We start from the raw sequence: 23,107 nt of genomic DNA on the forward strand, positions 1-23,107 counted from the left end.
TCGGCGATTGGCTTCCTGATTTTGATTCTGCTCATCTGGTTTGTTGGTCCCTGGTTGGGTTTGTCCTCACCGGAAACGCGCCTGGGGTGGATTATCGGTGTGATGCTGTTGTGGGTACTGACCTTGCTGGTGGGGCAGTTGGTAACGCGTCGCGCGGGCAGTCTGCTGGAGAAAATGCTGCGCAAGCAGGCTGACGATGCCGTGATTGGTGCCGATGCCGGCAAGCGGGCGGAAGTAACGCTGTTGCGGCAAAAAATGCTGGCGGCGGTTGAAACCCTGAAGAAATCCAAGCTTGGTGTGTCTGGCGGCAGCGCGGCGTTGTATGAGCTGCCCTGGTATATGATCATCGGCCATCCCGCGGCGGGGAAAAGCTCGGCCATCCTGCAATCGGGCCTCACCTTTCCGTTTAGTGACAAAAGCGGCATCCAGGGGGTGGGCGGCACGCGCAATTGTGACTGGTTCTTTTCTACCGAAGGGGTGTTGCTGGATACGGCGGGCCGCTATGCCACCCAGTCTGAAGACCGCGTCGAGTGGCTGGAATTTCTCAAGCTGCTAAGAAAGCATCGTGCCAAAGCACCGGTGAACGGCATTCTGGTGGCAATCAGCCTGCCCGAGCTGGCACAGCACAATACCGAAGGCTTCAGCACCTATGCACGTCAGGTGCGTGAACGGATTGACGAGATGTGCAATACCTTCACCGTGCAGGTGCCGGTGTATCTGGTGTTTACCAAGCTCGATCTGCTGGGTGGTTTCTCCCAGTTTTTCCAGGATGCAGATGAGGAAGAACGCGCGCGGGTGTGGGGGGTGACGCTCAGTGCCGAGCAGGGCAAGGGCTTTGATATCGCCACGGTGACCGGACAACAGTTCGAGTTGCTGTACCGTGGCTTGGTGCAGTTGGGCGAAGACAAGCTGGTTCAGCACCGCGGCAGCCAGGTCAGCCCGGCACACTTTGCTTTCCCCATCGAGTTTCATGGCTTGAAAGAGGCCGTGGTCAAATTCATGCGCCTGCTGCATGAAGAGGATCCCTACCATGGTCGCCCGCTCTTGCGAGGCTTCTATTTCACCAGCGCCTTGCAAGAGGGCGTGCCGCGCATTGTGGCGGCCAATCGGGTGCAGGGTCAGTTTGACCTGAGTGCCGTGGGCCGTGATGGCAAGCAGGCACCGTCGTCCTACAGCTTCTTCCTGCGCGATTTTTTCCGCGAAGTGCTGTTTCCCGACCAGCACCTTATTTCCCGGCAGACAGCACCGCGTGGCGGTCGGCTGCGCGTGCTGGCGATGTGCGCGGGCGTGCTGCTATTGGCCGGTGTTGCAGGGGTGTGGTCGTGGACGTATATCGGTAATCAGCGCCTGCTGAGCCAAGTTGCCACAGACCGGGGTGAGGCGCAGAAGATGATCGCCTCCAGTCAGCTCTACAACAAGCTGCGTGGTTTGCTGGTATTGCAAAAGCGTCTGGAAGAATTTCAGGACTACCGTAAGAATGGCGAGCCTTGGCAATTGGGTTGGGGTCTGTATCAGGGCAACGAGCTGGAAGCACGCCTGCGCAAGGAATACTTTGCCGGCCTGCGCCAGGTGATGCTGCAGCCAGTGCAGCATAATCTGGAAGAAACCATCAAGCAGTACAAAAACCAACCGGAGCAGCCCGCGCCGGTGGCGGCCAAGCCCGAACCGGTAGCCGCCAAGCCTGAGGTCAGCAAGCCGGAACCCGTGCATGCCAAGCCACGTCCGCACCCGGTCAAACCTCACCGGGGTTTGCCAAATATCGTCATCGGCGCGCTTGGCAATCATGACTACCTGGCGCAAAAAGCGACGGCAGCCATGCTGGATGCCAGTGCGCCTGCCGAGCAGCCTGCTGGCACCAATGGCGTGGCCAGCCCGGCCAATAACCAGTCCGCCAAGCTGGAAGTAGGTTACAACGCGCTGAAAACCTATCTGATGCTGCATGAGCAAAAGCGCATGGACGAGCCGCAACTGATCGACCAGATTCCCCGTTACTGGCGGCCTTATCTGGAAAGCCAGCGTGGTCAGTATTCTGTTGAAGAAATCATGGCGGTTGCTGAAAAGCTGGTGGCCTTCTATGTCAGCCAGATCAAGGCCGGTGACTTGCCGCTGATTGACAACGATCCTCGGCTGATCAGTGAAGTCCGGGAGACCCTGCGCAGTTCTTACAAGCACTTGTCAGCCGAAGAGCGGGTGTATAACGAAATCCGTGCTCGCGCCAATACCCGTTATGCCCCGCTGACCGTGGCACGCATTCTGGATAATCATGATCTGGACATCATGGCCAGCAGCCAGATGGTGGAGGGCATGTTTACCCGTGAAGCCTGGAGCGGTTATGTAAAAGCGGCAATCGACGAAGCCAGCAAGGGCGAGATCCGCGGTGATGACTGGGTCTTGGCATCTTCCATGCAGGATAACCTTGGCAAGGACGGCAATGTCGAAAAGAACCGTGCCGCGCTGATGGAGTTGTACCGCAAGCAGTACATTGCGGCCTGGAAGAAATTCCTGCCTGGGGTGACTGTGCGTGATTTCAGCAACCCGGCCCAGTCTGCCTCGGCCCTGACCCGCCTGTCAGACAAGCAAAACTCCCCGGTCAAGCTGATTCTGGCGCGGGCTGCCATGGAAACTTCCTGGGACAACCCCTCGGAACTCAACCGCTCACTGGAAAACGCCAAGCAGTCGGTATTGGAAAAAACCACCGAATTCCTGAAGGGCGGTAGCGACAGCGCAGACAAGAAGCCCAATGACAAGCAGTTTGGCGAAGTGGGTCAGGCATTTGCCGGGGTGGCGCAACTGGTCAAGGGCGATAACCCGCCCATTAACGGCTATCTGGATCAACTGGCCAAGCTGAAGGCCAAAGTGGCATCCATTGCCTCTTCCGATGAGCCGGGGCCGCAGGCGCGTGCCGCCATGCAGGCCACGCTCAATGGCTCTGGTTCCGAACTGGCCGATACCATTTCCTACGTTGACAACTCCCTGCTCAGCCAGGTGCCTGCCGATACCGCAGCCATGGTGCGGCCCATGCTGGTACGCCCGCTGGCGCAGTCCTATACCGCGATGCTGGGGCCGGTGCAGCAGGACATCAATCAGGCCTGGGCCAACGAAGTGCTGCCGCAGTGGAAGCAGTTGGCCGGCAAATATCCGTTTGCCGACTCCGGTAGCGTGGCGTCTGTGGCCGAGATCAATCGCTTTGTCAAAGCCAATGACGGTGTGCTGGATAAGTTCATCAACAAATACCTGAGTGGTCTGGTACAGCGCAAGGGCGACACCCTTGTCCCCCGTTCCTGGGGTGAGCAGGGCATCCGCTTCAACCCGGAATTCCTCTCTGCGGCAGGCCGGCTGGGGGCATTGGCCTCTACCCAGTTGCAGGACGGGGAAAACAGCCGCTTTGAGCTACAACCGCAGCCCACGCCGGGATTGTCCGAAATATCCATCGTGGTGGATGGCCAGGAGCTGCGCTATCGCAATGGCCCTCAAATATGGCAGCCGTTTAACTGGCCGGGAAGTGACAACGCCGGTGGCGCGCGTATTCAAGTGGTTTCCTACAGCGGCGCTGCCAGCGTGATTGCCAACCAGTCCGGTCGCATGGGCCTGATGCGCTTGCTGGCTGCGGCCAAGGTCTCGCAAGACAGTAGTGATGTGGTCCTGCTTTCCTGGCCCGCAGGCAAGGGCGCGGATGGCCAGCTTGTCCGATTCAATTTCCGTATGGTTGGTGGAGTCAATCCTTTGCAACTGATCAAGCTTTACAAACTAAGCCTGCCTGAGCGCGTGACTTTGTAACAAGGACGACCATTAAATGGCCTTCAATTTCAAGCGCACGCCAGTGACTGCAGGGGAGTTCTGCGTATTTGGCAAGCTACCGCGGCGTGGCGATTTCATCCGCATCAATGCCACGCACACTGCGGCAACCCAACTGGACCATGTCATTGCCGACAGTCTGGTGCTGCTGGACGATGACAGCGCAAGGCAGCGTTACCAGCAAATGCCGGCATCTTCATTTCTTACCCGCACGCCGGATGGTGCCTGGTTGGCGCTTGGCGTCATCCAGCCCAGCCGCGACGAGAGTGGCCGCTTGTATCCCTTGGTGGCGGCATCCCTGTTGCCTTCCGACATGCCTCGCCCGCCGGTGGGCGTGATGATGCTGTCCAATGAACTGTTCTATAGCGGTTTGCAAGAGCAACTGAGCAATGCCATCGACAATGCGGTTGAGATGGTGGCGTGCCGACAGTACCTGGAGGAGCAATCCTTGTTTGGTGCCGGCTCTTTGGCTGATACCGAATTGGCAGAACAACTGCTGGGACGGCATTTGTCGCTAACGCCATGCCGCCATTTGTCTGATCAACTGGCCATAAGCTGCCAGATGGATCTGGCCTCACTGCTGCTTTCCTTCGTGTTCCATAGCCAGTTGTTGCGCAAGTTCCATGGCAGCCTGCCATCGCAGACTTACCTGCTGCCGCTGCCGGAAGGTGAAGGCGAGGACATGCTGGCGGTAGCCACCTGGTTGGCCTTGTTTGCGGCGGCCACCTGCAGCCTATCCGACATGCCGGTGCAATGCCTGATCATCCGCCAGCCGGAGCGCAACTGTCTGGCGCTGGTGCCCGGCACACTGACCGCGCCAATGCTGGCGCAGTGTTGGGGTAAGCAACTGGACGCCCGCTACATCATCGATGTGACGGATCAACAAGCACCTTGGTGCAGTCACCAGTCGTATGCCGAGGCGGTTTACATCCTCAGCCGACGCCTGAGTGATCCTCAGTTTTCACTGGCCCAGCTTTGTGACGTGATGGCCAGTCTGTCTCGCAGTCTTGTTTAATGGTTTGGTGAACATTTTCGGTTATATGGGGATTCATCATGGGTAATGAAAGTACACAGAAAAAGCTGTCGCGCGTCCGTCCGCCGCGTGTGCAGATCACTTACGACGTTGAAATCGGTGATGCCATCGAGACCAAGGAGCTGCCCTTTGTCATGGGCGTCCTGGGCGATTATTCCGGCCACCGCAAAGAGCCGCTGGCCAAGCTGAAGGAAACCAGCCGCAAGTTTGTGCAGATCGATCGCGATAATTTCGACGAAGTTCTCAAAGGGATGGCACCGCGTCTGCAGTTCAAGGTAGACAACAAGCTGGTCGATGATGACAGCCAACTGGGCGTTGAGCTTAATTTTGAGTCTCTTGCCGATTTCGAACCGCAAAACGTGGCCAAGCAGGTGGCACCGCTGAACAAGCTGCTTGAGGCCCGTCAGCGTCTGTCCGAGTTGCGTAACAAGATGGCAGGTAACGACAAGCTGGAAGCCCTGCTTGAAGACATCGTGCAGGACACCGAAAAGCTGCAGAAAATCAGCAAATCCGGCAGCAATGACAAGGCAGGGGAATGAGATGAGCGCAGAACTGCAAGGTGTCGCCAGCCCCCTGGTAGCCGACAAACAAACTTCAAGCCTGCTGGACAGCATTATCGAGCAAAGCCGCGTTGCCAGCAGCGACAGTGAGCGCAGCCATGCGCGTGACCTGATTGCCGAATTGGCTGAGCAAGTGCTCGAAGGCAGCGTCACCGTTGCGCGAGACCTGAGCGCCAGCCTGGATGCCCGCATTGCTGAAATCGATGCCCTTATTTCCGAGCAGCTCAATGCCATCATGCATCACGCCGATTTCCAGCAACTGGAAGCATCCTGGCGTGGCCTGAATTACTTGGTGAAAAGCTCGGAAACCAGCACCCAGCTCAAGCTCAAAGTGCTTAACGTCAGCAAAAAAGAGCTGGTGAAGGATTTCAAGGCCGCCTCCGAGTTTGATCAGAGCGCACTGTTCAAAAAGATTTACGAAGACGAGTACGGCACTTTTGGTGGCGCACCCTATGCCGCGCTGGTGGGGGACTTCGAATTCACCCGCCACCCGGAAGACTTCTACCTGCTGGAAGAGTTATCCCATGTTGCTGCTGCGGCACATGCACCGCTGATCTCGGCTGCCGCACCTGGCCTGTTTGGTCTGGAAAGCTTTGCCGACATTGGCAAGCCGCGCGATCTGGCCAAGATTTTCGACACTGTTGAGTACGCCAAGTGGAAATCTTTCCGTGAATCGGAAGACTCGCGCTATGTCGGCCTGGTGCTGCCGCATGTGCTGGGCCGCCTGCCTTATGGCCGCGACAATGTGCCGGTCGAAGAATTCGACTTCGAAGAAAACGTCGATGGCACCAATCATGACAAATATTTGTGGACCAATGCCGCCTACGCCTACGCCGCACGCCTGACCGATGCCTTTGCCCAATATGGCTGGCTGGCCGCCATCCGGGGGGTGGAGGGCGGTGGTTTGGTGGAAGGCCTGCCTGCGCATACCTTCAAAACCGATAGTGGCGAGGTGGCGCTTAAATGCCCCACTGAAGTGGCTATTACCGACCGCACGGAAAAACTGCTGTCCGATCTTGGCCTGATTGCACTGGTGCATTGCAAGAATACGGACTACGCCGCCTTCTTTGCCGGCCAGTCGGTGCAGAAAGCCAAAACCTACAATACCGACGCGGCCAATGCCAATGCCCGTCTGTCCACACAACTGCCGTACATCTTTGCCGTGTCGCGCATTGCGCATTACATGAAATCCATCATGCGCGACAAGATTGGCAGCTTTGCCTCGCGTCAAAACGTGCAGGACTACCTGAACACCTGGCTGGCGCAGTATGTGCTGCTGGACGACTCCGCCAGTCAGGAAGCCAAGGCCAAATACCCCCTGCGCGAAGCCCGCGTGGATGTGGTGGAAGTTCCTGGCAAGCCCGGCGTATACCGTGCAGCAGCATTTTTGCGTCCGCATTTCCAGTTGGACGAACTGACAATTTCCCTGCGACTTGTCGCAGAGTTGCCTCAGCCTGCGGGTTGATTATTGTTGGTGGGCCTGACCCACATATCATTCATAAAAGAAAGGTAAATAAATGGCTTTTGATGCATTTTTGAAAATTGATGGCATTCCCGGTGAAAGTACTGATGACAAGCACAAGGACTGGATTGAAATCCTGTCTTTTGCCCATGGTCTGGAACAGCCGGCGCAGTCTACGGCCAGCTCTGCCGGCGGTGCCACCGCTGAGCGTGTCAACCACGCACCCTTTGAAATCACCCACTTCCTGGATAAAGCCAGCCCGAAGATCTACGAAGCATGCTGCACCGGTAAGCACATCAAGGATGTCACCATCGAGCTGTGCCGTGCTGGTGGCGACAAGGTGAAATACCTGGAAATCAAGATGGAACAAGTGCTGATTTCCAAGGTAAGCCCGAGCGGCGCTGCCAACGACGCTGGCTTCCCCAGTGAAAAAGTCAGCTTCTCTTATGGCAAGATCAAGTGGACCTATACACAGCAAAAACGTGCAGACGGCACTGGTGGCGGTAATGTCAGCGCTGGTTGGGACTTGACCAGCAACAAGACGATTGCCTGATCAGACTAGGTGGTGTAGTGCCCGCTCCCGCAAGGGAGTGGGCTGTTGTTCTGTTCAATTCTGGAATTTCGCCATGAAGCAATTGCTGTTGTGCGGCCTGCTTTCGGTCATGTTGGCAGGCTGTGCTGCCAACCAGTCGCGTGCGCTGGATCCGGTCACCAAGGCTGCGCTGGATAAAGCTGCTGTCGAAAAGGCAGCGCTGGAGAAAAAGATTGATGCCAATATGGCCATCGATCCTGATTTTATTCCGTTCGACAAACTGAGTCCCAAGCTGGATGAGGTAGGCAAGGGGCAGTTACTGCGCCAACTGCCCAAGCTGAAGGCCAGCAAATCCATTATCGTGCGCGGCCATTGCTACCGGGGGGATATCGGTAATGCCAAGGCCGCAGCCCAGGCCCGTGCGGTGGATGTCAAAAACTTCCTCACCAGTGTAGGTGTTTCGGAGGTTTACATTACGTTGCGCTACGATACCGAGCGCAAGTCGCACGGGGTGCAACTGGTTAGCAAATAAGCCGGACCACAAGAAGACAAAGGCCGTCGCAGGGAGGCTGCAATCACTTGCAGCTGGGGCAGTGGCTGCCCGTATAGCCGAATGGCCTTTTGTCCTGGCGCGATGTCGCGATGCCGGTGTGGCAGATCTGAGACCTGACTCAGAGACTCATTTCGATTTGCCTGGCGTTGCCGCAAAGGCAATGTACGGGCCATTTCATCGACTTTTCTTTCCCGCAGCTTAGCTGCGTCGCCTGTTTCCGCCACCCGTTGGCTGCGCAAGCTGCGGCAGAAAGACGGGCGGCGCTGGTTTTGCTGCGCCACCCGCCGCACGGCCGTGCGCGGCTGACTGCGAAACCTGTTTGCGCCGTCTAGCGCAACCATGCGCTGACGCCACCGTGGCGTGAGCAAGTACCGCGATGGTGCTGGCTGAAGCTGTAGCTGCCATCACGACACTTGGCAGTGGCTCCCTGTGGTGCCTGACCTGAGGTGGTGTGGGCGGGCCGATGTACCGTGTTGCCATCCTTATTGGTGTAGCTGCCATGTTCGATCAACTGGGTTTCATCTGGCTGATGGCCATTGGCTGAGGCTGCGTTGCTGGACAGGGGATGGCAGGCAAGAAGGGCAAGCAGGAGCAGGGTGAGGTGTTTCATGATGGCGGGTGCAGGATAAAATCGCTAATAATGACATATAAGTATTATTATATGCCATTCATGTGCAGCGCACGCATGCCATGCGGCAGCATTGCCGGGTTCGGCCCGGACAAGGCCGGCGCAGGCTTCCACCGATCATCCGCCAGGAAATACCCATGCCATACCATGCCGCTTCGGCCCGTTTCGATATCCTGTTGCGGCTGTGGGCCAGCATCGCCGTCTGTGCCGCCGCATCCCACCTTGTTCTGCCGGCATGGACCGCAGCCGGCACCACCTGGCCGATGTCGCCACACTGGCAGCGTGAGATTGCCTTCTTCGATCTGTTTGTTGCCGTGATCTTTGCCTGGGCCGCCCGGCAGCCGGATCTGACCATCAAACGCAATGCCACCTTGCTCCTGTGCGGCTTGTCCATGCTGTTGGGGGAAAACCATCTGGAAGGCTGCTTCACCGAACCCAAGATATTTCATGTGCTGTTTGCCCTGGGCAATGCCCTGGCGGTGCTGTGGGGTGTGCTTGCGTGCTGGAGCTTGCGTAAGGCAGTGGCGCAGTCAGCCCAGCTTGCCAAGCATGATGCAGGATGAACAGCAGCTTGTTCTCGCTACAGGCCAGGCCGCCAGATGCAAGCGGACAAGCCGGAATGCCCCTCGGTGCCGGGCTGGATAGCGGCACCGCAGTCGCGAGAACACAGGACTAACCAGCGCGGGCAAGACAGTTTTCATTCCATTCACGTAGCCATCTTGGTGGTACTGGCAATGCGCATCTGGCCGCTATCGTCAAAAATCAGCATAGAGCTTGAAGACTGCTGATCGTTGCTGAAGAGCTGGGCATATTTGGCAATGACCTTATCGATTGCCGCCTGACTGCTGGCGGCGGCATATTCCTGCTGGAATGGTTGGCTCTCATCAAGTGCGTTCTTGAATTCGTTCAGCGCGGTAACTGTGCTTAATTCCCGCTCCATTCCAGGGTTGTCCTGCAAGGCCTGTTTCAGTTGTGCGGCATACGGATAATCGGCTGGAAATTGCGCTTGTCCATAAGCATCGTAATGAATGCTGGCAGGCGCGGCCGGGATGCCGTTCTCTGACAGGAAAGCTGGGAATTTTTGATTGATGTGCTCAGTCAAGGCATCGATATTGCGCTGGGAAGGCATTAACAACGGCGGGAGTTCCGCGCCTTGGCTGGCAGGTTTCGAGGAAAAATAAGCATCCAGACTGAGTGCCACTTGGCCTTTGTTCGTATCCAGACTGACGGAGGAACTGCTGCTGCTGTTGGAATCTGCCGCCAATTGCGCGCGTCCGGCCGATGAAATGCTGACCACGTCGGCAAAACTTGCCGCCTGGGCGGCAGTGCCTGCACGGTTGTCCTGTGTGGCGGCCATTGATTGATAAACCCTGGAAGCCTGGCTGGTGCTGGCGATGGCGGGTATTTGCATGATCGACGCTCCTGATTGTATACAGGCTGATAATGCAAATTGCATGCCAGTCCGGCAGCCATGGCGTAACCGCCGCCATTAGCCAGCAAGGCCGGGCAAACCGCAGGCTGCCCGGCTGGCGCGCTGCCAGTTGGCAGCCCTGTCCTTGCCATCTGGCAGTACAGCCGCCGCCGAGTGCTGCGGAATCAGACGATAGGCACGATGGATGATATTTCGTGCTGGAAGACATAGGGGTCGGATATCAGACCGAATTGTTCGTCATCCGGATATGTCACCGCGACATGGTAGTCATCGCCGGCAAATGCTTTCACCGCATCGATATTTTCCCAATAGCTTGCCAGGAAGAAATGCGCGTATTCCCCCTGGGTTTCCTGCCTGAATTCCGCTCCCAGATTACCGGCGATACTGAGCGCATGCTCTACCCCGGTCTGCAGCAAATGAGCATGAAAGCCCGCAGCATGTTTGAGCGGCACGCAGCCGTGCCAGGTCCGTACAATCATCTTGTTTTCCTTTCTCTTGCTTATCATTGCTTCAATTTGATGCCATACGCCACCTTGCCAGGAAGGCCAAATGGCATCCGCGTGATGTGGGCAGTCCGGTTGGCAGGGGCGCTTGCCAGCTCGCTATGCTTTTTGCACGGCTTTGCCCTTGCGCCGGAACAGCCAGGACAGCAGGGCAGCCAATAGTCCGACATACATGGTTGCCAGCAAGATGAGCTTGATGGATGTGCTTGTCACAGTAAAGCGCATCAAGCCGGTTTCGATCAGCGGAAACTGCGCCAGAATAATAAATGAAGCGATTTTTTCCAGCAGATCGAGCAGGTCGAATGCGATGGCAATAGCGGCCAGCAGCAGGGCGACATCCGGCAGGTCGCGCCGGAATGCCAGCCATACGCCCTGAATGGTTGTCAGGGCCAGGGCAGTGGGGAAAACCAGATCAATGGCATAGAGTTGTGCCAGTGTGCGGCGACCATCAGCCCCAAAGGCTTGCAACTGCCGCAGTAGCATTTCTGCGCTGGAACCAAAAATCAGCGACGGCTTGCCCAGTCCGTGGCTGACCAGATGCAGATGACGGTCAAGCGGCATCATCGCCAACTGCAGCAATACAGCAGCAATCATAGCAAGACAGAGCCGCCGCGGGGTGACCTGACGATCGAGCCAGGATGGCAGGCGGTGCAATAAAACGGAATGGTTCACGATGGCTTCCTGAGGATGAAATACACCGTGCTATATTGCGAGTAATCACTCACTTTTTGTACTCGCATTCACACCATGGCACAGCTCAATCCCCAACACAGTCTAACGCCCCGCAAATCCCCGACCCAGCGCCGCTCGGTTGCAACAGTCAACGTCATTCTCGATGCGGCAGCTCACATTCTGGAAGAGTACGGCCTGGAAGGCTACACAACCAACAGTATTGCCGAGCGCGCCGGTATCAGCATCGGATCCTGCTATCAATACTTTCCCACCAAGGAAGCCATCACCGTGGCACTGGCCACGCGCGAGATGGCACAGCTTGGCCAGGAACTGGCTGTGGCGCAGTCTGCCACGCGCTGGGTAGAAGGTATTGAGTTGGCTATTGCCGCCGCCGTGGCTTATCAGTTACGGCGGCCCCGGCTGGCCTTGCAGTTGGATCTTGCCGAATCTGTCTTGAGGATGGGGGTGGAGCATTCCAGTGTGCAAACATTGGCCAAAACCGTTATTGCCACCCTGCTGACACGGGACGACGCACCCAAAGTGCAGAATATAGAGCTGGCGAGTCGTGACGTGGTTGCCATCGCACACGGCATGATAGACAGTGCCGGGCGACAGGGTGAAAGCGATGCCGCCATGCTGCAGCAGCGGGTTTGGCGTGCGATAACCGGCTACCTGAACGCAGATGCCTGAAGCCGTGCGGCAAACCCGCCTGTGCAGATGTTGACGCTGCTGGAAAACGGACTGTCCTGAGCAATGCCATGCGGGCTGCGCTTAGCGACCAAAGTCGTAGCGCAGACCAAGATTTGCATCAGATCGACGATAGTCGAAAAGCTTTATATTGGAGCGTTGGCGAGAGGCGGATACTTGAGCGCGCATGCTCAGTCCGCGGTAAATGGTCCAATTTAGCCCCACGGTCAGATCTTCGAGAATTTCGTGCCGTTTTTCCATAAAGACCGGGTTGCTATGTTGATAATGGCTATCGACGCGGCCAAACCAGCCGAACCATTCTAGGTTTCTGAACAGTGGACCGGTTGCCAATAGCCGCATTCCGACCATCTCCCGGTTGCCGTCGGCCCGTCTTACCGTAGCCTCGTCCTGTCCGGCCAGCAATGCCCAGCCAATAGAACTGCGACCAAGTGGAAAGGTATTGCTGATGCTCAGCACGCTCTCGACAAAACCATCCATGGGTGGCTGTCTGCCCATATAGTGGTAGCTGCCGATATCCAGGCCAATGATTGGCCAGCTTGGGGAGTTGCGCACTGCTTGCCAATTCAAACTGCTAGTCAGGGATGTGCGCACCTGTTGGCCTGCTTGAAATAATTGGTCATATTGCATCCCGGCAGACCAGTCACCGATGGCCGTGGAATAATTGCCCCGGACAGCCATATTACGATTTTCCGTGGAGAAAACGTGCAGGCGGTCATAGTTTCTGCGCGTGTCACCCACACTCAGATTCACATCCATCGTCGGTGACAACACCCATTGTCCACGGGCATGCACGGCATTGCCCCAATAGCCATCGCCATTCTGGCGTGACAGAGGATTAAGCTGAAAGCGTACATTTCCCAGTCCCGGTACGATGATTGAAGTTGCATCGGTTGCCTGATTGACATTGCTATCGTACCCACGCATCTCTTCTACGCTAAAACCCCAATGGATACCTTCCGTTCTCATCAGTCCCACAGGGGCGGACGGGGAGGTTTGCAAGGACTTCAGTGTCGCTTCGTTATCACCCAGCATGAACCATGCTTGTGCTAGCGCACGCCACCCTGCCTTATCCTGCGGGTCCAGCGTGACTGCACGCTCCAGTGGCAATAAGGCGTCTGCGGGCTGCCCAGCCAGCAGGAGCGCTTCACCCAGTACGAGGTTATTTCTGGGCTTATCGGCACATTGCAGCTCTTGCTGTCGCAATTGGTGGACTACCTCGGTGATGCGACCTGCACGCCAATCTGCCTCGGCACTATCCAGCACCGTTTCGCATATGCCAGCCATTGCTTGCGCTGCTGCAAGCATCCCCGCGCTGCACCAGAGTAGTCGTATCCAGGGAGGTCTCATCAGGTAACGGTTGCGGTGCTCTGCTTCCGATACCTTCATGGGCGGCTTACTACCGCTGCACCACCAACTTGCTGTCCGGTATTGGTCTGCAGACCATAACTGGTGATGATGCCTTTGCCGGAGTTGCCGATAATCACCCCGGCAGCACTACCTGTTCCTGTTCCGCTCCCACAACCGGTGCCACTGCATTGCACTGTCAGCGGTAATTTGCCCGCCCGGAACGTGGATAAGTCGACGGAGCCATTGAACTGTGCATCCCATGTGCGCGCCTGGCTATCATTTGCATTGAGCTGATATGAGGTAATCCTGATTTGTGGTCCGAATTGCACGCCGATTTGCAAGGCATTGAGTTTTCCTCCCGCGCCGCCGGTTTCATCTGTCAGTATGGTAGAACCGACCAGATTGCCGAATGTCGCTGTGCCAGACAGATTATTCAATATGGCGCTGTGGGTGATGCCGCCTGGCGCATAAGCAAAATGATGAAAATCGACATTGCGGATGGCACCACTGTTAGGGTCAACATCATTACCACCCCCATACAGACCCCAAATGACATCGACGCCATCGACTTTGGCGAAGCCAAAATCGTACAAAATGTTTACATCTGTGGTGAAGAAGTTAAATCCATTACTGGTATCTGCCACTGCAGATGGCAAACCCCATATTGGATCAAGCACAATGACTGATCGATTGCGGCGATGATTGATCGCTCCGCCGACTCTAACCTCATTCCCGTCCAGGTCCTGACTTGAGCCAACATAGGCTGAGCCTCTCGGAGCCTGCGTTGTTGTGTCGACATTTTGTACAATCTTATTCAGTGGCTTCAGAAAAATGGCAGCCGCTCCCGCATCATCCGCACTATTCAATTGATTGCTCACTGTCTGAGCCACGGTTGAGTGGATAAGCGCCGCCGGCAAATGCGGCAGCAATTGTGGCGCTCCGCCTCCCAGAGGAACAAATCCAGACTGGGATGGATCCAGGTCAAGCGAACCGGAACTGCTGCTTAGCGTAGTGCCACCGGTGAGTACCCGGTTATAGGTGCCTGCTGCCACGCCAGGCTGAGCACGTGGAACATGAAAGACCTCGTGCGAGGTGCCCCTCACGCCAATCTGTGCCAACGGTGTATGCAAGGCATACAGCTCTTTGTGGAGATGGCCGATGCTGCCGGTAATCGCATGTACGCTGCCCCAGGCTAATGTGGCCGAGAAGCGCTCACTACCATCCATATTGTCCGGGAAGACAAAGCGATCAAGATGCAAGCGGCTATGTGAACGCAAATCCAGTCGGCCTCCATCTGCCATCGCCAGTTGCACCAGGCTGTCCTGTCCGGCATCGATACTGTCCCCTTCACAGACCGGTTGGCCTGAGCTGAGCTTGCGTGCTCCACCCACACTGTTTTCCGCCAGTACGGTTCCGTGGGCAAACATTACGCGTCCTGCGAACGGTACCCGGACTGGTGCGCCAGTTCCTCCGATGCCGCCGCTGCCATTGGCAGCCAGTGCCGGGGGGGTCGGCGCACCGCTGCCGCCGATGCCACCTGTGCCCTTGGCGGACAATGCCGGGGTGGCCGGGCTGCCAGTGCCGCCGATGCCACCGCGGCCGGTATCACTCTCCAGCACAAGTATCTTGTGTGAAACCGGATCGATTTCACACACCGGTGCCGCCATTGCCGCGCCTCCCATTAGCGCGAGCATCAGTAGGCTAAGCCTAGCGAGCTTGTTCATCGGAGGCCTCATGATAGAAATACACCCCGAAATTAAAGCGCTCGCCTTGTTCTACCTCATCGCCATTTGATTCGAGCATTTGCTGCGCCAGCCGGTTTACCTCGTGCAAGGCATCCATTGCGCGTTGCGTGGCAACTGCCTGCAAGACCGAGATTTGTTCTGGTGTCAGTCCGTCATAGAACACGCAGCGTTCCATGAAGGGGGAGGGCATTTCACGTAAATTGGCCCCGATGGCGGCCAGGTGGTCATGTACATTGCGCCCCATGAATTCAAGCTTGTCCTGGGTGCTGGCCAAGGGTACCGCCGTGCTCGCATGCAGATGAACGCCATCGTTTTCATCCAGGCTCACCACTCCAGCATTCAGCCACTCATCTAGCAGCGCTCGCGGACGGATGTCTTTACTGACTGACTGCACCAAGGTTTCAAAAGACACCTCATGCCCAGGGCGGGCAAAGCGTGGCAATACGCGCGCCTGCTGCTGCTCATCAAGATAGCGGGCATCACCTGTCCAGCGTCCAAGTACCTGTGCCGCCAGTGGTGCATCAAGAGCTGCCGGTTTCGGCCCATCACTGCGCAGGCGTTTGACATCTTTACGATGCACACCGGTTATCAGACTGATACGACTGTCGGTCTGCGCCTTGCCTTGCAGCCTGAAATGACGGTCCGCGACATGCACATAGCTGGCTTTGAGCAGCTCGATCTGTAATGGATAACTCACACCATGATCCAGTAGGAGCCGAACCAGTGGCTGCAGCATGTGTTCGATGGTGCTGAGAAATTGCCGTTCAGTATGTGGAACAGGTGGCGTATCGGGCATGGCTGTGGACGCAGAAAATGTTCAGACAATTCTAGCATGCTTATTGATGTGTGAAAAATTCCCACGTATAGTTCTGAAAAACGCGGGAATATTTCCCACAAAGGAGCGAATTATGCTGAGCACGCTGTGGAATGCCACCTATCTGTATGGCCATGACAGAAACAAGATCTGCCTTCTGCGCCGCACCAAGTTCCTGTTGCGCGCACTGATTCAACTGCCTCACTCGGCACAATGGTTCCGCTTCTTGCAAGAACAGCCGGAGCTGGCCGCAGCGCTGCCGCAACAGCGGCAATGGCTGCACAAACTGCAGCGTCCTTATTTGTGTGCAGACTATGACAGCCATAACAAGCTGCAACTGCTGCATCAGCACTTTTCCTTGTTCCTGGAGCGCTTGCCTGCCGCGTTGCGTTCGTCATTGCTGCAAAATCAGGTGCTGCGAATGGCCTCGATAGCAGGCAAGAGTGGCATGCGCTACCACATCAAGCTTTCACTGACGCAAACAATGGATAAAGAAGGTGAGCTGATGCTCACACTGGAGGAGGAGTCCAGCCGATACCACCTGGCCACGCTAGCCTTTTCCTTTGGCACCGATCAGGAAAAGATGGCCAGAATCTATATCGGCTGTTTGCAGGGACCAAGGCATCAAGGCGGGCGGGAACATTTTCGCGCGGTCACCAAGGATCTGCATGGTTTGATGCCCAAGGTATTGCTGATGAAGGCCTTGTATGCGCTGGCGCGTCCAATGGGCATAGATACTGTACTGGCAGTCAGCAACCGCTCTCATGTACACCAGGCGGCCTGGCATCGCTACACTGCCATTCAGGCAGATTACGATGCGTTCTGGATGATGCTGGGCGGCTGCAGACTCAATGATAGGCACTTCCAGCTCAAAACCAGCGGTATAGAACGTCCACTGGCAGACATCCCCGCCAATAAACGTGCGCAATACCAGCGACGCCGTGAGCTTGAACACAGCATTGCGCAACAGTTCACCGCGTTCTGGCCGGCAGCGCAGGAGGTAAACTCCGCTCAAGCCGCCAACTGCTCAATACCGGCAGGTTCAGCCGCCTCCGGTGCAGACTGCGCTGACCTTTGCAGTAACAGCCGGCCGCTATCGCCGCAAACCAGCCCTGGCCATGAGGTGGTTCTGAGACTGGCTTAGCCATTGGGTATGGCCCCATTCAGCATGTAACAAGCCCATGCAAGATTGCGGCTGGATATCGCATCCTTCCGGCGTCACCTTCATCTACCGATATGCGCGGACAAAGCCGTGCGTGTCCTCGCTTTGTCGGCCCCGATCATGACGCGGGAAGCTGGTCGGCAAACAACAGCCAGCGTGCTGGCTGCCACATCAGCTTGGCCAGAGCCCACGGCGGTGCTGGCGCGCATATTGACCACCAGACCGATGGTCTGCCAGCACCTCATCCAACAGGCTTGACTGCGCAGGTGCGGCACTACTTTTGCGCTGGGGCTTGACCATCGCCACCACCCGGCCTGACCCGTCCGCTGCCGACTATTGTGCTACCCAACAGCAATAACTGGGACGACCTCGTGCAGCGCTACCGGCAACGGGCAGCGCTGTACCGGCAATGCATGGTGGAAAGAGTGCAGTTACTGTCGGCGGGGCGGCAGAAATGAAAAAGCGCAGCCTGGCTGCGCTTTGCTATGCATGGTTAATGAATGCCTGGGCTGATTAACGATCAAGCCAAGGGGTGCCAGCAATTTCAGGTTGGGCATCAACGAGAGAAATTTTTGACTTCACTGTTGCTCCGATATTTCTCACCACATCAAGCAGTGTTTTTTCGGTCCACTCTTCTGGTGTCCCAACCATGGAGTTGGCCATATCACGGCTGATTTGCATCAGGCCACCTTCCGATTTGGTAAAGACAGCGTATTCATTCAATTGGAAACCAGACTTGTACTGGTAAAGGCAAGCATAGATATTGAGATTATTACTGCCACTGATATTGCGGATGGCATGGCTGGTCCAAACCGCGCCATTACACTTGGCAACCTTCATGGAAATGGCACCGGCACCGCCGGCAAATGCGGCAAGACCAGCCAGGTTGCCATTGGCAAACGGATCTACCAAATCAATCCGGCCAGGTTTCTCAGGCAATTCACTGCTCGTGACGATTGGCATGGCCTCTTGGGCTCCATTGACATTCTTGCCCAATCCATTGCTAGCCGCTTTGGCAACTTGCTGGCGTGTTGCCGAGGTCTGGATATCATAAATACGATAGTACTCAACCGAAATTTTCTTTTCAGCCAGATAGTTATTCATGGTTCCACATGCAGAAAGCGATGCAGCAATAGCGATGGCAACCACGGTTTTTTTGAATGTTATTGAGTATATCCCTGAATTTTGTAATGAATTTCCCCGCAATGAAAACATAATGGCATAAAAATGACAATTAAATCACTTTAAACAATTTATATTTATAAATAGCGCTATTTTGTAAGCTCATCCCTGGTTGGCAGCATGAAAAAGGCGCTACGGCGGCAGCGCCTTGAGGCAATGGACATTGAATATGCTGACGTTCCCCCCTCCGTCACAATCTCCACTAGCGGCATAGCAGACCAAGGATGGCCGGGCTGGCTGCGCAGCTTGTCGAAGCCTGCATAGCCAAAGTCATTCAAAAAGGCAGGCCCGGACAAAGCGAACAAGCGAACGAACGCGAACAACAACCGAACACGTTCGCACCGGGCTACCGAACGAACCGAAGACACACCCTTTAGGGGTGTTCGCTGTTCGCCCCGGCGTTCGCTACTGACAGATTGAAATTTTCAGATTGGCCGGGCTGGCTGATTGTGGGCAACAGGCAACGAAGTTTGAAGAGGAATTGAAAATGGATAACCAAGAATATTTCAAAGACATTGACCGCGAAATTAAGAAGCTTGGATGCGTATCAACGTTGGTCATTCTCGAATCGAAGTGGATTGCCTGCGAAGTATTCCGCAACGCTGAATTTTACCCGTCGGTTTTGCAAGTGCTGACGCACCTTACGGCGCAGCAATTGAACGTTTCCGACGTTCAAGAGCATTACGCACAAGACGAAGTGCGCAGGCGCGTAAATCGCGAAATTGATGCCGCCCTATCTGCACAACGTAAATGATTTTGGAGCATACCCCCATGAATAACGATCAACTTTTGCAGCCCGAAGACGCGCAGGGCCGCGCCAGTGTTGAAGATGACGTGGCCCCCCCGTCCCCAAGCAATACGCACGCGCCAAGCTGGCAAGCGCAACCGACGTTAGCCGGGAACTGGCAAAGCTGTACCGCGAAGCCCGTATCGAAGCTTTGGAACAGTGCGGGAGTTTTCACTAATGGCACGCTTCGGACTTAAAAACCGGCTGGCGAAGCTTGAAAACAAGCGGTTTGCCGAATACGGAACACAACTTGCGGTCGAGTATGAATGTGACGCCAGTAGCACGCCCGCAGACGCTTTCATGCGCGATTGGCTAACCGAGCGTGGTTACCCTGTGGCCGAAGTCGCCAGCCGCCTCGGCGTATCTGCCCACAGCCTGTATCAATGGCTGAAACGCTTCGACCCCAAGCGCGCCCAACCGGCCGAACCCGCAGACCAGCAAGCCGAAATACGACGTCTCAAGGCAGAGCTCAAACGGGTCACCGAGGAGCGCGACATCCTAAAAAAGGCCGCCGCATACTTTGCCAAGGAGTCCGGGTAAGGTATGCCTTCATCCGGGCCCATGCGCAGCAGTTCCCTATTCGACGGCTGTGTCGTGTTATGTCGGTGCATCCCAGTGGCTACTACGCCTGGAAAGCGTCACCGTACTCACCGCGAGCTCGAGAAGACCAGCGCTTGCTGGGGTATATCAAGCAGGCATGGCTCGAAAGTGGCGGTGTCTATGGCTATCGCAAGGTGCATGACGACATGCAGGCTCAGGGTGAGCGCTGCGGCAAACATCGTGTGGCACGGCTGATGAAGCAGGAAGGCTTACGTTCGCAGACGGGTTACCACCGGCGTCCTGGGCATTACCGTGGCCGCCCGGCAGTGGTGGCACCTAACCACCTGCAACGCCAGTTCACCGTGAATGAACCGAATAAAGCTTGGGTGACCGACATCACTTATATCCGCACGCATGAGGGGTGGTTGTACCTGGCGGTGGTGCTGGACCTGTTCTCGCGGCAGGTGATTGGCTGGTCGATGCAGTCACGTATCGATAGAGAGCTGGTGCTGAATGCCCTGTTGATGGCGGTATGGCGACGTCAGCCCAAGCAGGAGGTACTGGTGCATTCCGACCAAGGAAGTCAGTTCAGTAGCTACGATTGGCAGGACTTCTTGAAAGCTCATCGCTTGGTGCCCAGCATGAGTCGGCGTGGGAACTGCCACGACAATGCCGTGGCAGAGAGTTTCTTCCAGTTGCTGAAGCGGGAGCGCATCAAGCGCAAAACCTATCACGACAGGGAGGAGGCCCGGCGGGATATCTTCGATTACATCGAAATGTTCTACAACCCGAAACGCCGGCATGGTTCCGCAAACGGGCTATCGCCGGTAGAGTTTGAGAAGCAATATTTCCAACGGCTCAAGAGTGTCTAGAGAAGCCGGGGCGATTCACAACGACCCGGCGGCAAAAGATCCGCTGCATGAAGGCGGATTGGACGAATTGATGGCCAGCAGTCACGGCGAGATCGAAAAAGAAGCGGCCCAATATGCGGCACAAGACAAGACAGGAATGATTTGATGTCGGATCTAGATGCATGGAGTGTGCTCCGGGGAGCGAAGAAACCCGACGATACCGGCTTTGGCATGTGGGTATGGGGAACGCTGAAAGGGGATTTCCAAGACGATCGCAGTATTGGCCAAGTGGGCACAGACATGCTCATTTCGCTGATCCCCGGTGTAGGCGTGGCGACCACTCTGCGGGATCTGGTAGCCAACCTGATCAAGCTCTACAAAAAACCCAAAGACAAGCTGATCCTGCTATTTATTGCACTGGCACTGATCGGCCTGATTCCCGAGGCTGGTACGGTGGTCAAGGGCGTGGTACGCATCCTTTTTGTATACCTGCGCCGCTTCGTCAAAGACGCTGCGGACTTATCCAATGCCACCAAGTTGGCGCAGGCGACTTCGAAAGCCGTCGATGCGGCCCTGCCCAAGATCATCGAGTTTCTGCAAGACTCGCGCCTGGTTCGCTGGGCAACCGACAGCAAAGTACCCAATCTGATTCGCTTCGCAGGAACGGAGCTCATCAAACTGGCGGATAAAATCGATGCGTCACAGTTGAAAAAAACGTTCGCTGCGGCCACGGAGCAACTGCAGACCCTGTTAAAACGCATCCATGGCATTGTTCCCCCCGTGCCGCAGATCAGATCGATGAATTTCTGGCCATGCTGGATAAGGTTCGCAAGCCTGTGCTGGATGGCATGCAGTCGGCAGTACAGCCGCTGAAGACAGTGCTTAAGACGGCAGGCAAGCGATTGGAAGATCATGCTCTGATTGTGGATAGCCGCACCATCAACCGAGGCTGGATTGCACCGATGTCACAGAAAAGCGCGGTGATCCTGATTGAAAAGGATCCGCCGAAGTGGGTGCGCAAGACAGTTAATCAAAAATTACCTCATCCCGCTCCAACAAAGGAGGAGGCTGGTGACATAGCCATAGAGCTACGCAATAGAGTTCTTGCCCGTAGATCTGTTGGCGAGAATTACCCAGAGTTATCTCCGGGACAAGTACAAACATTTGAGAAGGGTCAAATCATACCAGCCGCCATAAAAGGCCCGGCAAAACTATACCGGGTAGTCGATCCTACCAGCGGTGGAGGCGGTACGTTCTGGGTTAGTGAGGAAACCTTCAAGCAGCTCAAGAGCCGAGCCGACTGGCGCGAAAAGCTGGTGGTGTGGCCGCACTGGAACCAGAACGGACAATACGTAGTGTATGAGCTGAAACCAGGTGAAACGGTACATGGCTGGAAAGGGCCAGCAGCCTCGCAAGAAATCGATGGTTGTCCATATCACTTGCCCGGTGGTGGCGAACAAATCCTGTTCTACCCCCAAGGAGATACATTCAAGAAAACCCTGCCAAACATCGACCCGGCCACCGGCGAGGCAGTCAGCGCAGGCGGACGTATCGATACCCGTGTCAATTTCAAGGACATATTGGGTGAAGAAGTTCGAGTCGGCTTGCGCGACACCATCAACGACCCTCACATCAAGGGGCCATACCCTACCAACTGGGGTTTCAGCGACTGGACTGCGGAAGAAGCCGCGCGCATCGTCATCGAGATTCCCCAACATTTGGATAAGCAATGAGAGACATCAACCGTGAAGCGTGGTTTCTGAACTACCTTACTTCCATTCCCTACTACGAGGCTTGTGCTCAGGCGACCGAGGACTTTGCAGACCTGTTCAATCGCCTGTTGACCAAGCACGATGGCCACGGTATCGGCAATCTGGACGGTTGGGTGTCGCGCTATCTGAGCCATGCCGAGGAAATCCGGCGCCGCATCGAGTTTGTGCGCTATGGCGACTACATGCCAATGTATGGCCAGTTGTCGGACACTGATCGCGACTTCAGAGGCTTGGCCGAGCAGAATATATATGGCTGGCGCACCCAGCAAGAGGACCGCGCATGGAATATGGCGCTTGAGCACATGTCCAACCTATGCGGTGTAGGTGCGCAGGCACTGGGCAATGCCTATCGGCATGGAAAGTTGTGGGGGAATGAGCAAACCAATTGCTCTGGCCGGAATGAAGGCTTTTCAAAGGGAGCCACTTATTCACTTGGCTTTTGGCAAGCTCGCGGTTTGATCCCCGTCCTGGAGCAGTATCCCAAATATGAGGTGGACTACTCTCTCAGTTGCAAAACAGGGGAAGTCTGCCCTCGCAATGGCGTGTGGGTCCCCCAGCAAGTGCTGAGCGAAGGATTGGAGCATCTGCATCTTGAGTTTGTTCAGCAAGGCCGGCTGATGCACCCGTTATTCCGCTTTCATCTGGAAAAATATTTGCCAGAGTACGCTCGCGCTTTTGCTGAAATGGATGGTGTGCCGATAAAAGAAGAGGACTACTTGGAGGAGGCCGTCAGTGTTCCTGAAGAGGCTATCTGGCACCCCTTGGTATTGGTGAGTGACCCCATCAGCCAACCCATCCAGCGTGGCCGCATAGAGGCCAAACAGCCCTGCCCACGCACGGGCTACTGGTGGACCCTGGCACAAACAGATAGCCGTCGTCGCTTCTCACAAGGCGAGGTCATGCCCGATTTTACCGATTCTCGTTATGGGTCGACGATCTGGTACTGGGATGAGGATCAACAGGATCACTGAAGTAGCAAGCCACAGACAAGATTGTAGCCATCGCCACGGATGCCACGCCAACTGCCCA

At 56.0% G+C, this 23,107-nt stretch carries 23 protein-coding genes and 1 pseudogene; 15 read left to right on the top strand and 9 right to left on the bottom strand.

Annotated elements, in window-relative coordinates:
* The first annotated feature begins 21 nt into the window (after nucleotides 1-21).
* From tssM to DLM_RS08075, 6 genes are all read left to right on the top strand, one after another.
* Nucleotides 22-3,777, top strand: coding sequence for a type VI secretion system membrane subunit TssM (gene tssM, locus DLM_RS08050; protein WP_231960132.1), 3,756 nt, complete (start codon nucleotides 22-24; stop codon nucleotides 3,775-3,777).
* 16 nt (nucleotides 3,778-3,793) lie between these two features.
* The gene (gene tagF / locus DLM_RS08055) at nucleotides 3,794-4,810 is read left to right on the top strand and encodes a type VI secretion system-associated protein TagF (RefSeq protein WP_089084308.1); all 1,017 of its coding nucleotides are present in this window, start codon (nucleotides 3,794-3,796) and stop codon (nucleotides 4,808-4,810) included.
* 38 nt (nucleotides 4,811-4,848) lie between these two features.
* On the top strand, nucleotides 4,849-5,367 hold the full coding sequence (gene tssB / locus DLM_RS08060) for a type VI secretion system contractile sheath small subunit (RefSeq protein WP_089084307.1): 519 nt from the start codon (nucleotides 4,849-4,851) through the stop codon (nucleotides 5,365-5,367).
* Nucleotide 5,368: 1 nt separating this feature from the next.
* Nucleotides 5,369-6,853 (top strand): type VI secretion system contractile sheath large subunit, encoded by a 1,485-nt coding sequence (tssC, locus tag DLM_RS08065; RefSeq protein WP_089084306.1) that lies wholly within the window; start codon nucleotides 5,369-5,371, stop codon nucleotides 6,851-6,853.
* Nucleotides 6,854-6,905: 52 nt separating this feature from the next.
* The gene (locus tag DLM_RS08070) at nucleotides 6,906-7,403 is read left to right on the top strand and encodes an Hcp family type VI secretion system effector (protein WP_089084305.1); all 498 of its coding nucleotides are present in this window, start codon (nucleotides 6,906-6,908) and stop codon (nucleotides 7,401-7,403) included.
* A 73-nt stretch (nucleotides 7,404-7,476) separates the two neighbouring features.
* Nucleotides 7,477-7,914: a hypothetical protein gene (locus DLM_RS08075; RefSeq protein ID WP_089084304.1), complete on the top strand. Its 438-nt coding sequence runs from the start codon at nucleotides 7,477-7,479 to the stop codon at nucleotides 7,912-7,914.
* Nucleotides 7,915-8,263: 349 nt separating this feature from the next.
* Here the strand turns inward: DLM_RS08075 and DLM_RS08080 are convergent, their stop codons facing one another.
* A complete protein-coding gene (locus tag DLM_RS08080) occupies nucleotides 8,264-8,545 on the bottom strand; it encodes a DUF3761 domain-containing protein (RefSeq protein WP_089084303.1) in 282 nt (93 codons plus the stop codon).
* Nucleotides 8,546-8,700: 155 nt separating this feature from the next.
* Here DLM_RS08080 and DLM_RS08085 point away from each other — a divergent pair, with 155 nt between their 5' ends.
* Nucleotides 8,701-9,126 (top strand): hypothetical protein, encoded by a 426-nt coding sequence (locus DLM_RS08085; RefSeq protein WP_089084302.1) that lies wholly within the window; start codon nucleotides 8,701-8,703, stop codon nucleotides 9,124-9,126.
* Between the two features lie 143 nt (nucleotides 9,127-9,269).
* On the opposite strand, the gene DLM_RS08090 is transcribed toward DLM_RS08085, so the two are convergent.
* The 3 genes from DLM_RS08090 to DLM_RS08100 form a co-directional block, all read right to left on the bottom strand.
* Nucleotides 9,270-9,974 carry a hypothetical protein gene (locus DLM_RS08090; protein WP_089084301.1) on the bottom strand — a complete coding sequence of 235 codons (705 nt, stop codon included), beginning with the start codon at nucleotides 9,972-9,974 and terminating at the stop codon, nucleotides 9,270-9,272.
* Between the two features lie 185 nt (nucleotides 9,975-10,159).
* The gene (locus DLM_RS08095) at nucleotides 10,160-10,474 is read right to left on the bottom strand and encodes a hypothetical protein (RefSeq protein WP_089084313.1); all 315 of its coding nucleotides are present in this window, start codon (nucleotides 10,472-10,474) and stop codon (nucleotides 10,160-10,162) included.
* A 123-nt stretch (nucleotides 10,475-10,597) separates the two neighbouring features.
* Nucleotides 10,598-11,170: a hypothetical protein gene (locus tag DLM_RS08100; RefSeq protein WP_145985800.1), complete on the bottom strand. Its 573-nt coding sequence runs from the start codon at nucleotides 11,168-11,170 to the stop codon at nucleotides 10,598-10,600.
* Between the two features lie 75 nt (nucleotides 11,171-11,245).
* Between DLM_RS08100 and DLM_RS08105 the strand changes: the two genes are divergently transcribed.
* Nucleotides 11,246-11,860, top strand: a complete 615-nt coding sequence (locus DLM_RS08105; protein WP_089084299.1) for a TetR/AcrR family transcriptional regulator — start codon at nucleotides 11,246-11,248, stop codon at nucleotides 11,858-11,860.
* 81 nt (nucleotides 11,861-11,941) lie between these two features.
* On the opposite strand, the gene DLM_RS08110 is transcribed toward DLM_RS08105, so the two are convergent.
* From DLM_RS08110 to DLM_RS08120, 3 genes are read right to left on the bottom strand one after another with little or no spacing between them, the layout of a single operon-like run.
* On the bottom strand, nucleotides 11,942-13,264 hold the full coding sequence (locus DLM_RS08110) for a tetratricopeptide repeat protein (RefSeq protein WP_089084298.1): 1,323 nt from the start codon (nucleotides 13,262-13,264) through the stop codon (nucleotides 11,942-11,944).
* Nucleotides 13,261-14,949: a FecR family protein gene (locus DLM_RS08115; protein ID WP_089084297.1), complete on the bottom strand. Its 1,689-nt coding sequence runs from the start codon at nucleotides 14,947-14,949 to the stop codon at nucleotides 13,261-13,263. The genes DLM_RS08110 and DLM_RS08115 overlap by 4 nt, the downstream gene beginning before the upstream one ends.
* Nucleotides 14,933-15,766, bottom strand: coding sequence for a DUF6502 family protein (locus tag DLM_RS08120; protein WP_167467061.1), 834 nt, complete (start codon nucleotides 15,764-15,766; stop codon nucleotides 14,933-14,935). The genes DLM_RS08115 and DLM_RS08120 overlap by 17 nt, the downstream gene beginning before the upstream one ends.
* 112 nt (nucleotides 15,767-15,878) lie before the next feature.
* On the opposite strand from DLM_RS08120, the gene DLM_RS08125 reads away from it, so the two are divergent.
* Nucleotides 15,879-16,928, top strand: a complete 1,050-nt coding sequence (locus DLM_RS08125) for a VirK/YbjX family protein (RefSeq protein ID WP_167467062.1) — start codon at nucleotides 15,879-15,881, stop codon at nucleotides 16,926-16,928.
* 87 nt (nucleotides 16,929-17,015) lie between these two features.
* Here the strand turns inward: DLM_RS08125 and DLM_RS23645 are convergent.
* Nucleotides 17,016-17,231 (bottom strand): annotated as a pseudogene (locus DLM_RS23645) (IS5/IS1182 family transposase); the annotation flags it as partial.
* Nucleotides 17,232-17,459: 228 nt separating this feature from the next.
* Nucleotides 17,460-18,050, bottom strand: a complete 591-nt coding sequence (locus DLM_RS08130; protein ID WP_089084294.1) for a hypothetical protein — start codon at nucleotides 18,048-18,050, stop codon at nucleotides 17,460-17,462.
* Between the two features lie 565 nt (nucleotides 18,051-18,615).
* On the opposite strand from DLM_RS08130, the gene DLM_RS08135 reads away from it, so the two are divergent.
* The 6 genes from DLM_RS08135 (at nucleotide 18,616) to DLM_RS08155 (ending at nucleotide 23,049) form a co-directional block, all read left to right on the top strand.
* The gene (locus DLM_RS08135; RefSeq protein ID WP_145985801.1) at nucleotides 18,616-18,882 is read left to right on the top strand and encodes a hypothetical protein; all 267 of its coding nucleotides are present in this window, start codon (nucleotides 18,616-18,618) and stop codon (nucleotides 18,880-18,882) included.
* 333 nt (nucleotides 18,883-19,215) lie between these two features.
* A protein-coding gene (locus tag DLM_RS08140; protein ID WP_420000713.1) for an IS3 family transposase occupies nucleotides 19,216-20,327 on the top strand; the annotation gives its coding sequence in 2 pieces (ribosomal slippage) (nucleotides 19,216-19,414 and nucleotides 19,414-20,327; 1,113 coding nt in all).
* A complete protein-coding gene (locus tag DLM_RS23305; protein WP_167467063.1) occupies nucleotides 20,320-20,472 on the top strand; it encodes a hypothetical protein in 153 nt (50 codons plus the stop codon). The genes DLM_RS08140 and DLM_RS23305 overlap by 8 nt, the downstream gene beginning before the upstream one ends.
* Nucleotides 20,472-21,179: a hypothetical protein gene (locus tag DLM_RS08145; RefSeq protein ID WP_089084130.1), complete on the top strand. Its 708-nt coding sequence runs from the start codon at nucleotides 20,472-20,474 to the stop codon at nucleotides 21,177-21,179. The genes DLM_RS23305 and DLM_RS08145 overlap by 1 nt, the downstream gene beginning before the upstream one ends.
* Complete coding sequence (locus DLM_RS08150; protein WP_145985802.1) at nucleotides 21,119-22,039, top strand: hypothetical protein; 921 nt, start codon at nucleotides 21,119-21,121, stop codon at nucleotides 22,037-22,039. Before DLM_RS08145 ends, DLM_RS08150 begins: the two co-directional genes overlap by 61 nt.
* Complete coding sequence (locus DLM_RS08155) at nucleotides 22,036-23,049, top strand: hypothetical protein (RefSeq protein WP_089084128.1); 1,014 nt, start codon at nucleotides 22,036-22,038, stop codon at nucleotides 23,047-23,049. The genes DLM_RS08150 and DLM_RS08155 overlap by 4 nt, the downstream gene beginning before the upstream one ends.
* The last annotated feature ends 58 nt before the right edge of the window (nucleotides 23,050-23,107 follow it).

It is taken from the genome of Aquitalea magnusonii (assembly GCF_002217795.2).
Classification (GTDB): domain Bacteria; phylum Pseudomonadota; class Gammaproteobacteria; order Burkholderiales; family Chromobacteriaceae; genus Aquitalea; species Aquitalea magnusonii_B.

Coding starts and splice junctions, on each gene's coding strand:
- tagF (WP_089084308.1), top strand. CDS start 3,794: ATGGCCTTCAATTTCAAGCGCACGCCAGTGACTGCAGGGGAGTTCTGC.
- DLM_RS08115 (WP_089084297.1), bottom strand. CDS start 14,949: ATGAACAAGCTCGCTAGGCTTAGCCTACTGATGCTCGCGCTAATGGGA.
- DLM_RS08085 (WP_089084302.1), top strand. CDS start 8,701: ATGCCATACCATGCCGCTTCGGCCCGTTTCGATATCCTGTTGCGGCTG.
- DLM_RS08110 (WP_089084298.1), bottom strand. CDS start 13,264: ATGAAGGTATCGGAAGCAGAGCACCGCAACCGTTACCTGATGAGACCT.
- DLM_RS08150 (WP_145985802.1), top strand. CDS start 21,119: ATGCTGGATAAGGTTCGCAAGCCTGTGCTGGATGGCATGCAGTCGGCA.
- DLM_RS08090 (WP_089084301.1), bottom strand. CDS start 9,974: ATGCAAATACCCGCCATCGCCAGCACCAGCCAGGCTTCCAGGGTTTAT.
- DLM_RS08095 (WP_089084313.1), bottom strand. CDS start 10,474: ATGATTGTACGGACCTGGCACGGCTGCGTGCCGCTCAAACATGCTGCG.
- DLM_RS08135 (WP_145985801.1), top strand. CDS start 18,616: ATGGATAACCAAGAATATTTCAAAGACATTGACCGCGAAATTAAGAAG.
- DLM_RS08120 (WP_167467061.1), bottom strand. CDS start 15,766: ATGCCCGATACGCCACCTGTTCCACATACTGAACGGCAATTTCTCAGC.
- DLM_RS08075 (WP_089084304.1), top strand. CDS start 7,477: ATGAAGCAATTGCTGTTGTGCGGCCTGCTTTCGGTCATGTTGGCAGGC.
- DLM_RS08125 (WP_167467062.1), top strand. CDS start 15,879: ATGCTGAGCACGCTGTGGAATGCCACCTATCTGTATGGCCATGACAGA.
- tssC (WP_089084306.1), top strand. CDS start 5,369: ATGAGCGCAGAACTGCAAGGTGTCGCCAGCCCCCTGGTAGCCGACAAA.
- tssB (WP_089084307.1), top strand. CDS start 4,849: ATGGGTAATGAAAGTACACAGAAAAAGCTGTCGCGCGTCCGTCCGCCG.
- DLM_RS08130 (WP_089084294.1), bottom strand. CDS start 18,050: ATGAATAACTATCTGGCTGAAAAGAAAATTTCGGTTGAGTACTATCGT.
- DLM_RS08145 (WP_089084130.1), top strand. CDS start 20,472: ATGTCGGATCTAGATGCATGGAGTGTGCTCCGGGGAGCGAAGAAACCC.
- DLM_RS08070 (WP_089084305.1), top strand. CDS start 6,906: ATGGCTTTTGATGCATTTTTGAAAATTGATGGCATTCCCGGTGAAAGT.
- DLM_RS08105 (WP_089084299.1), top strand. CDS start 11,246: ATGGCACAGCTCAATCCCCAACACAGTCTAACGCCCCGCAAATCCCCG.
- DLM_RS08155 (WP_089084128.1), top strand. CDS start 22,036: ATGAGAGACATCAACCGTGAAGCGTGGTTTCTGAACTACCTTACTTCC.
- DLM_RS08080 (WP_089084303.1), bottom strand. CDS start 8,545: ATGAAACACCTCACCCTGCTCCTGCTTGCCCTTCTTGCCTGCCATCCC.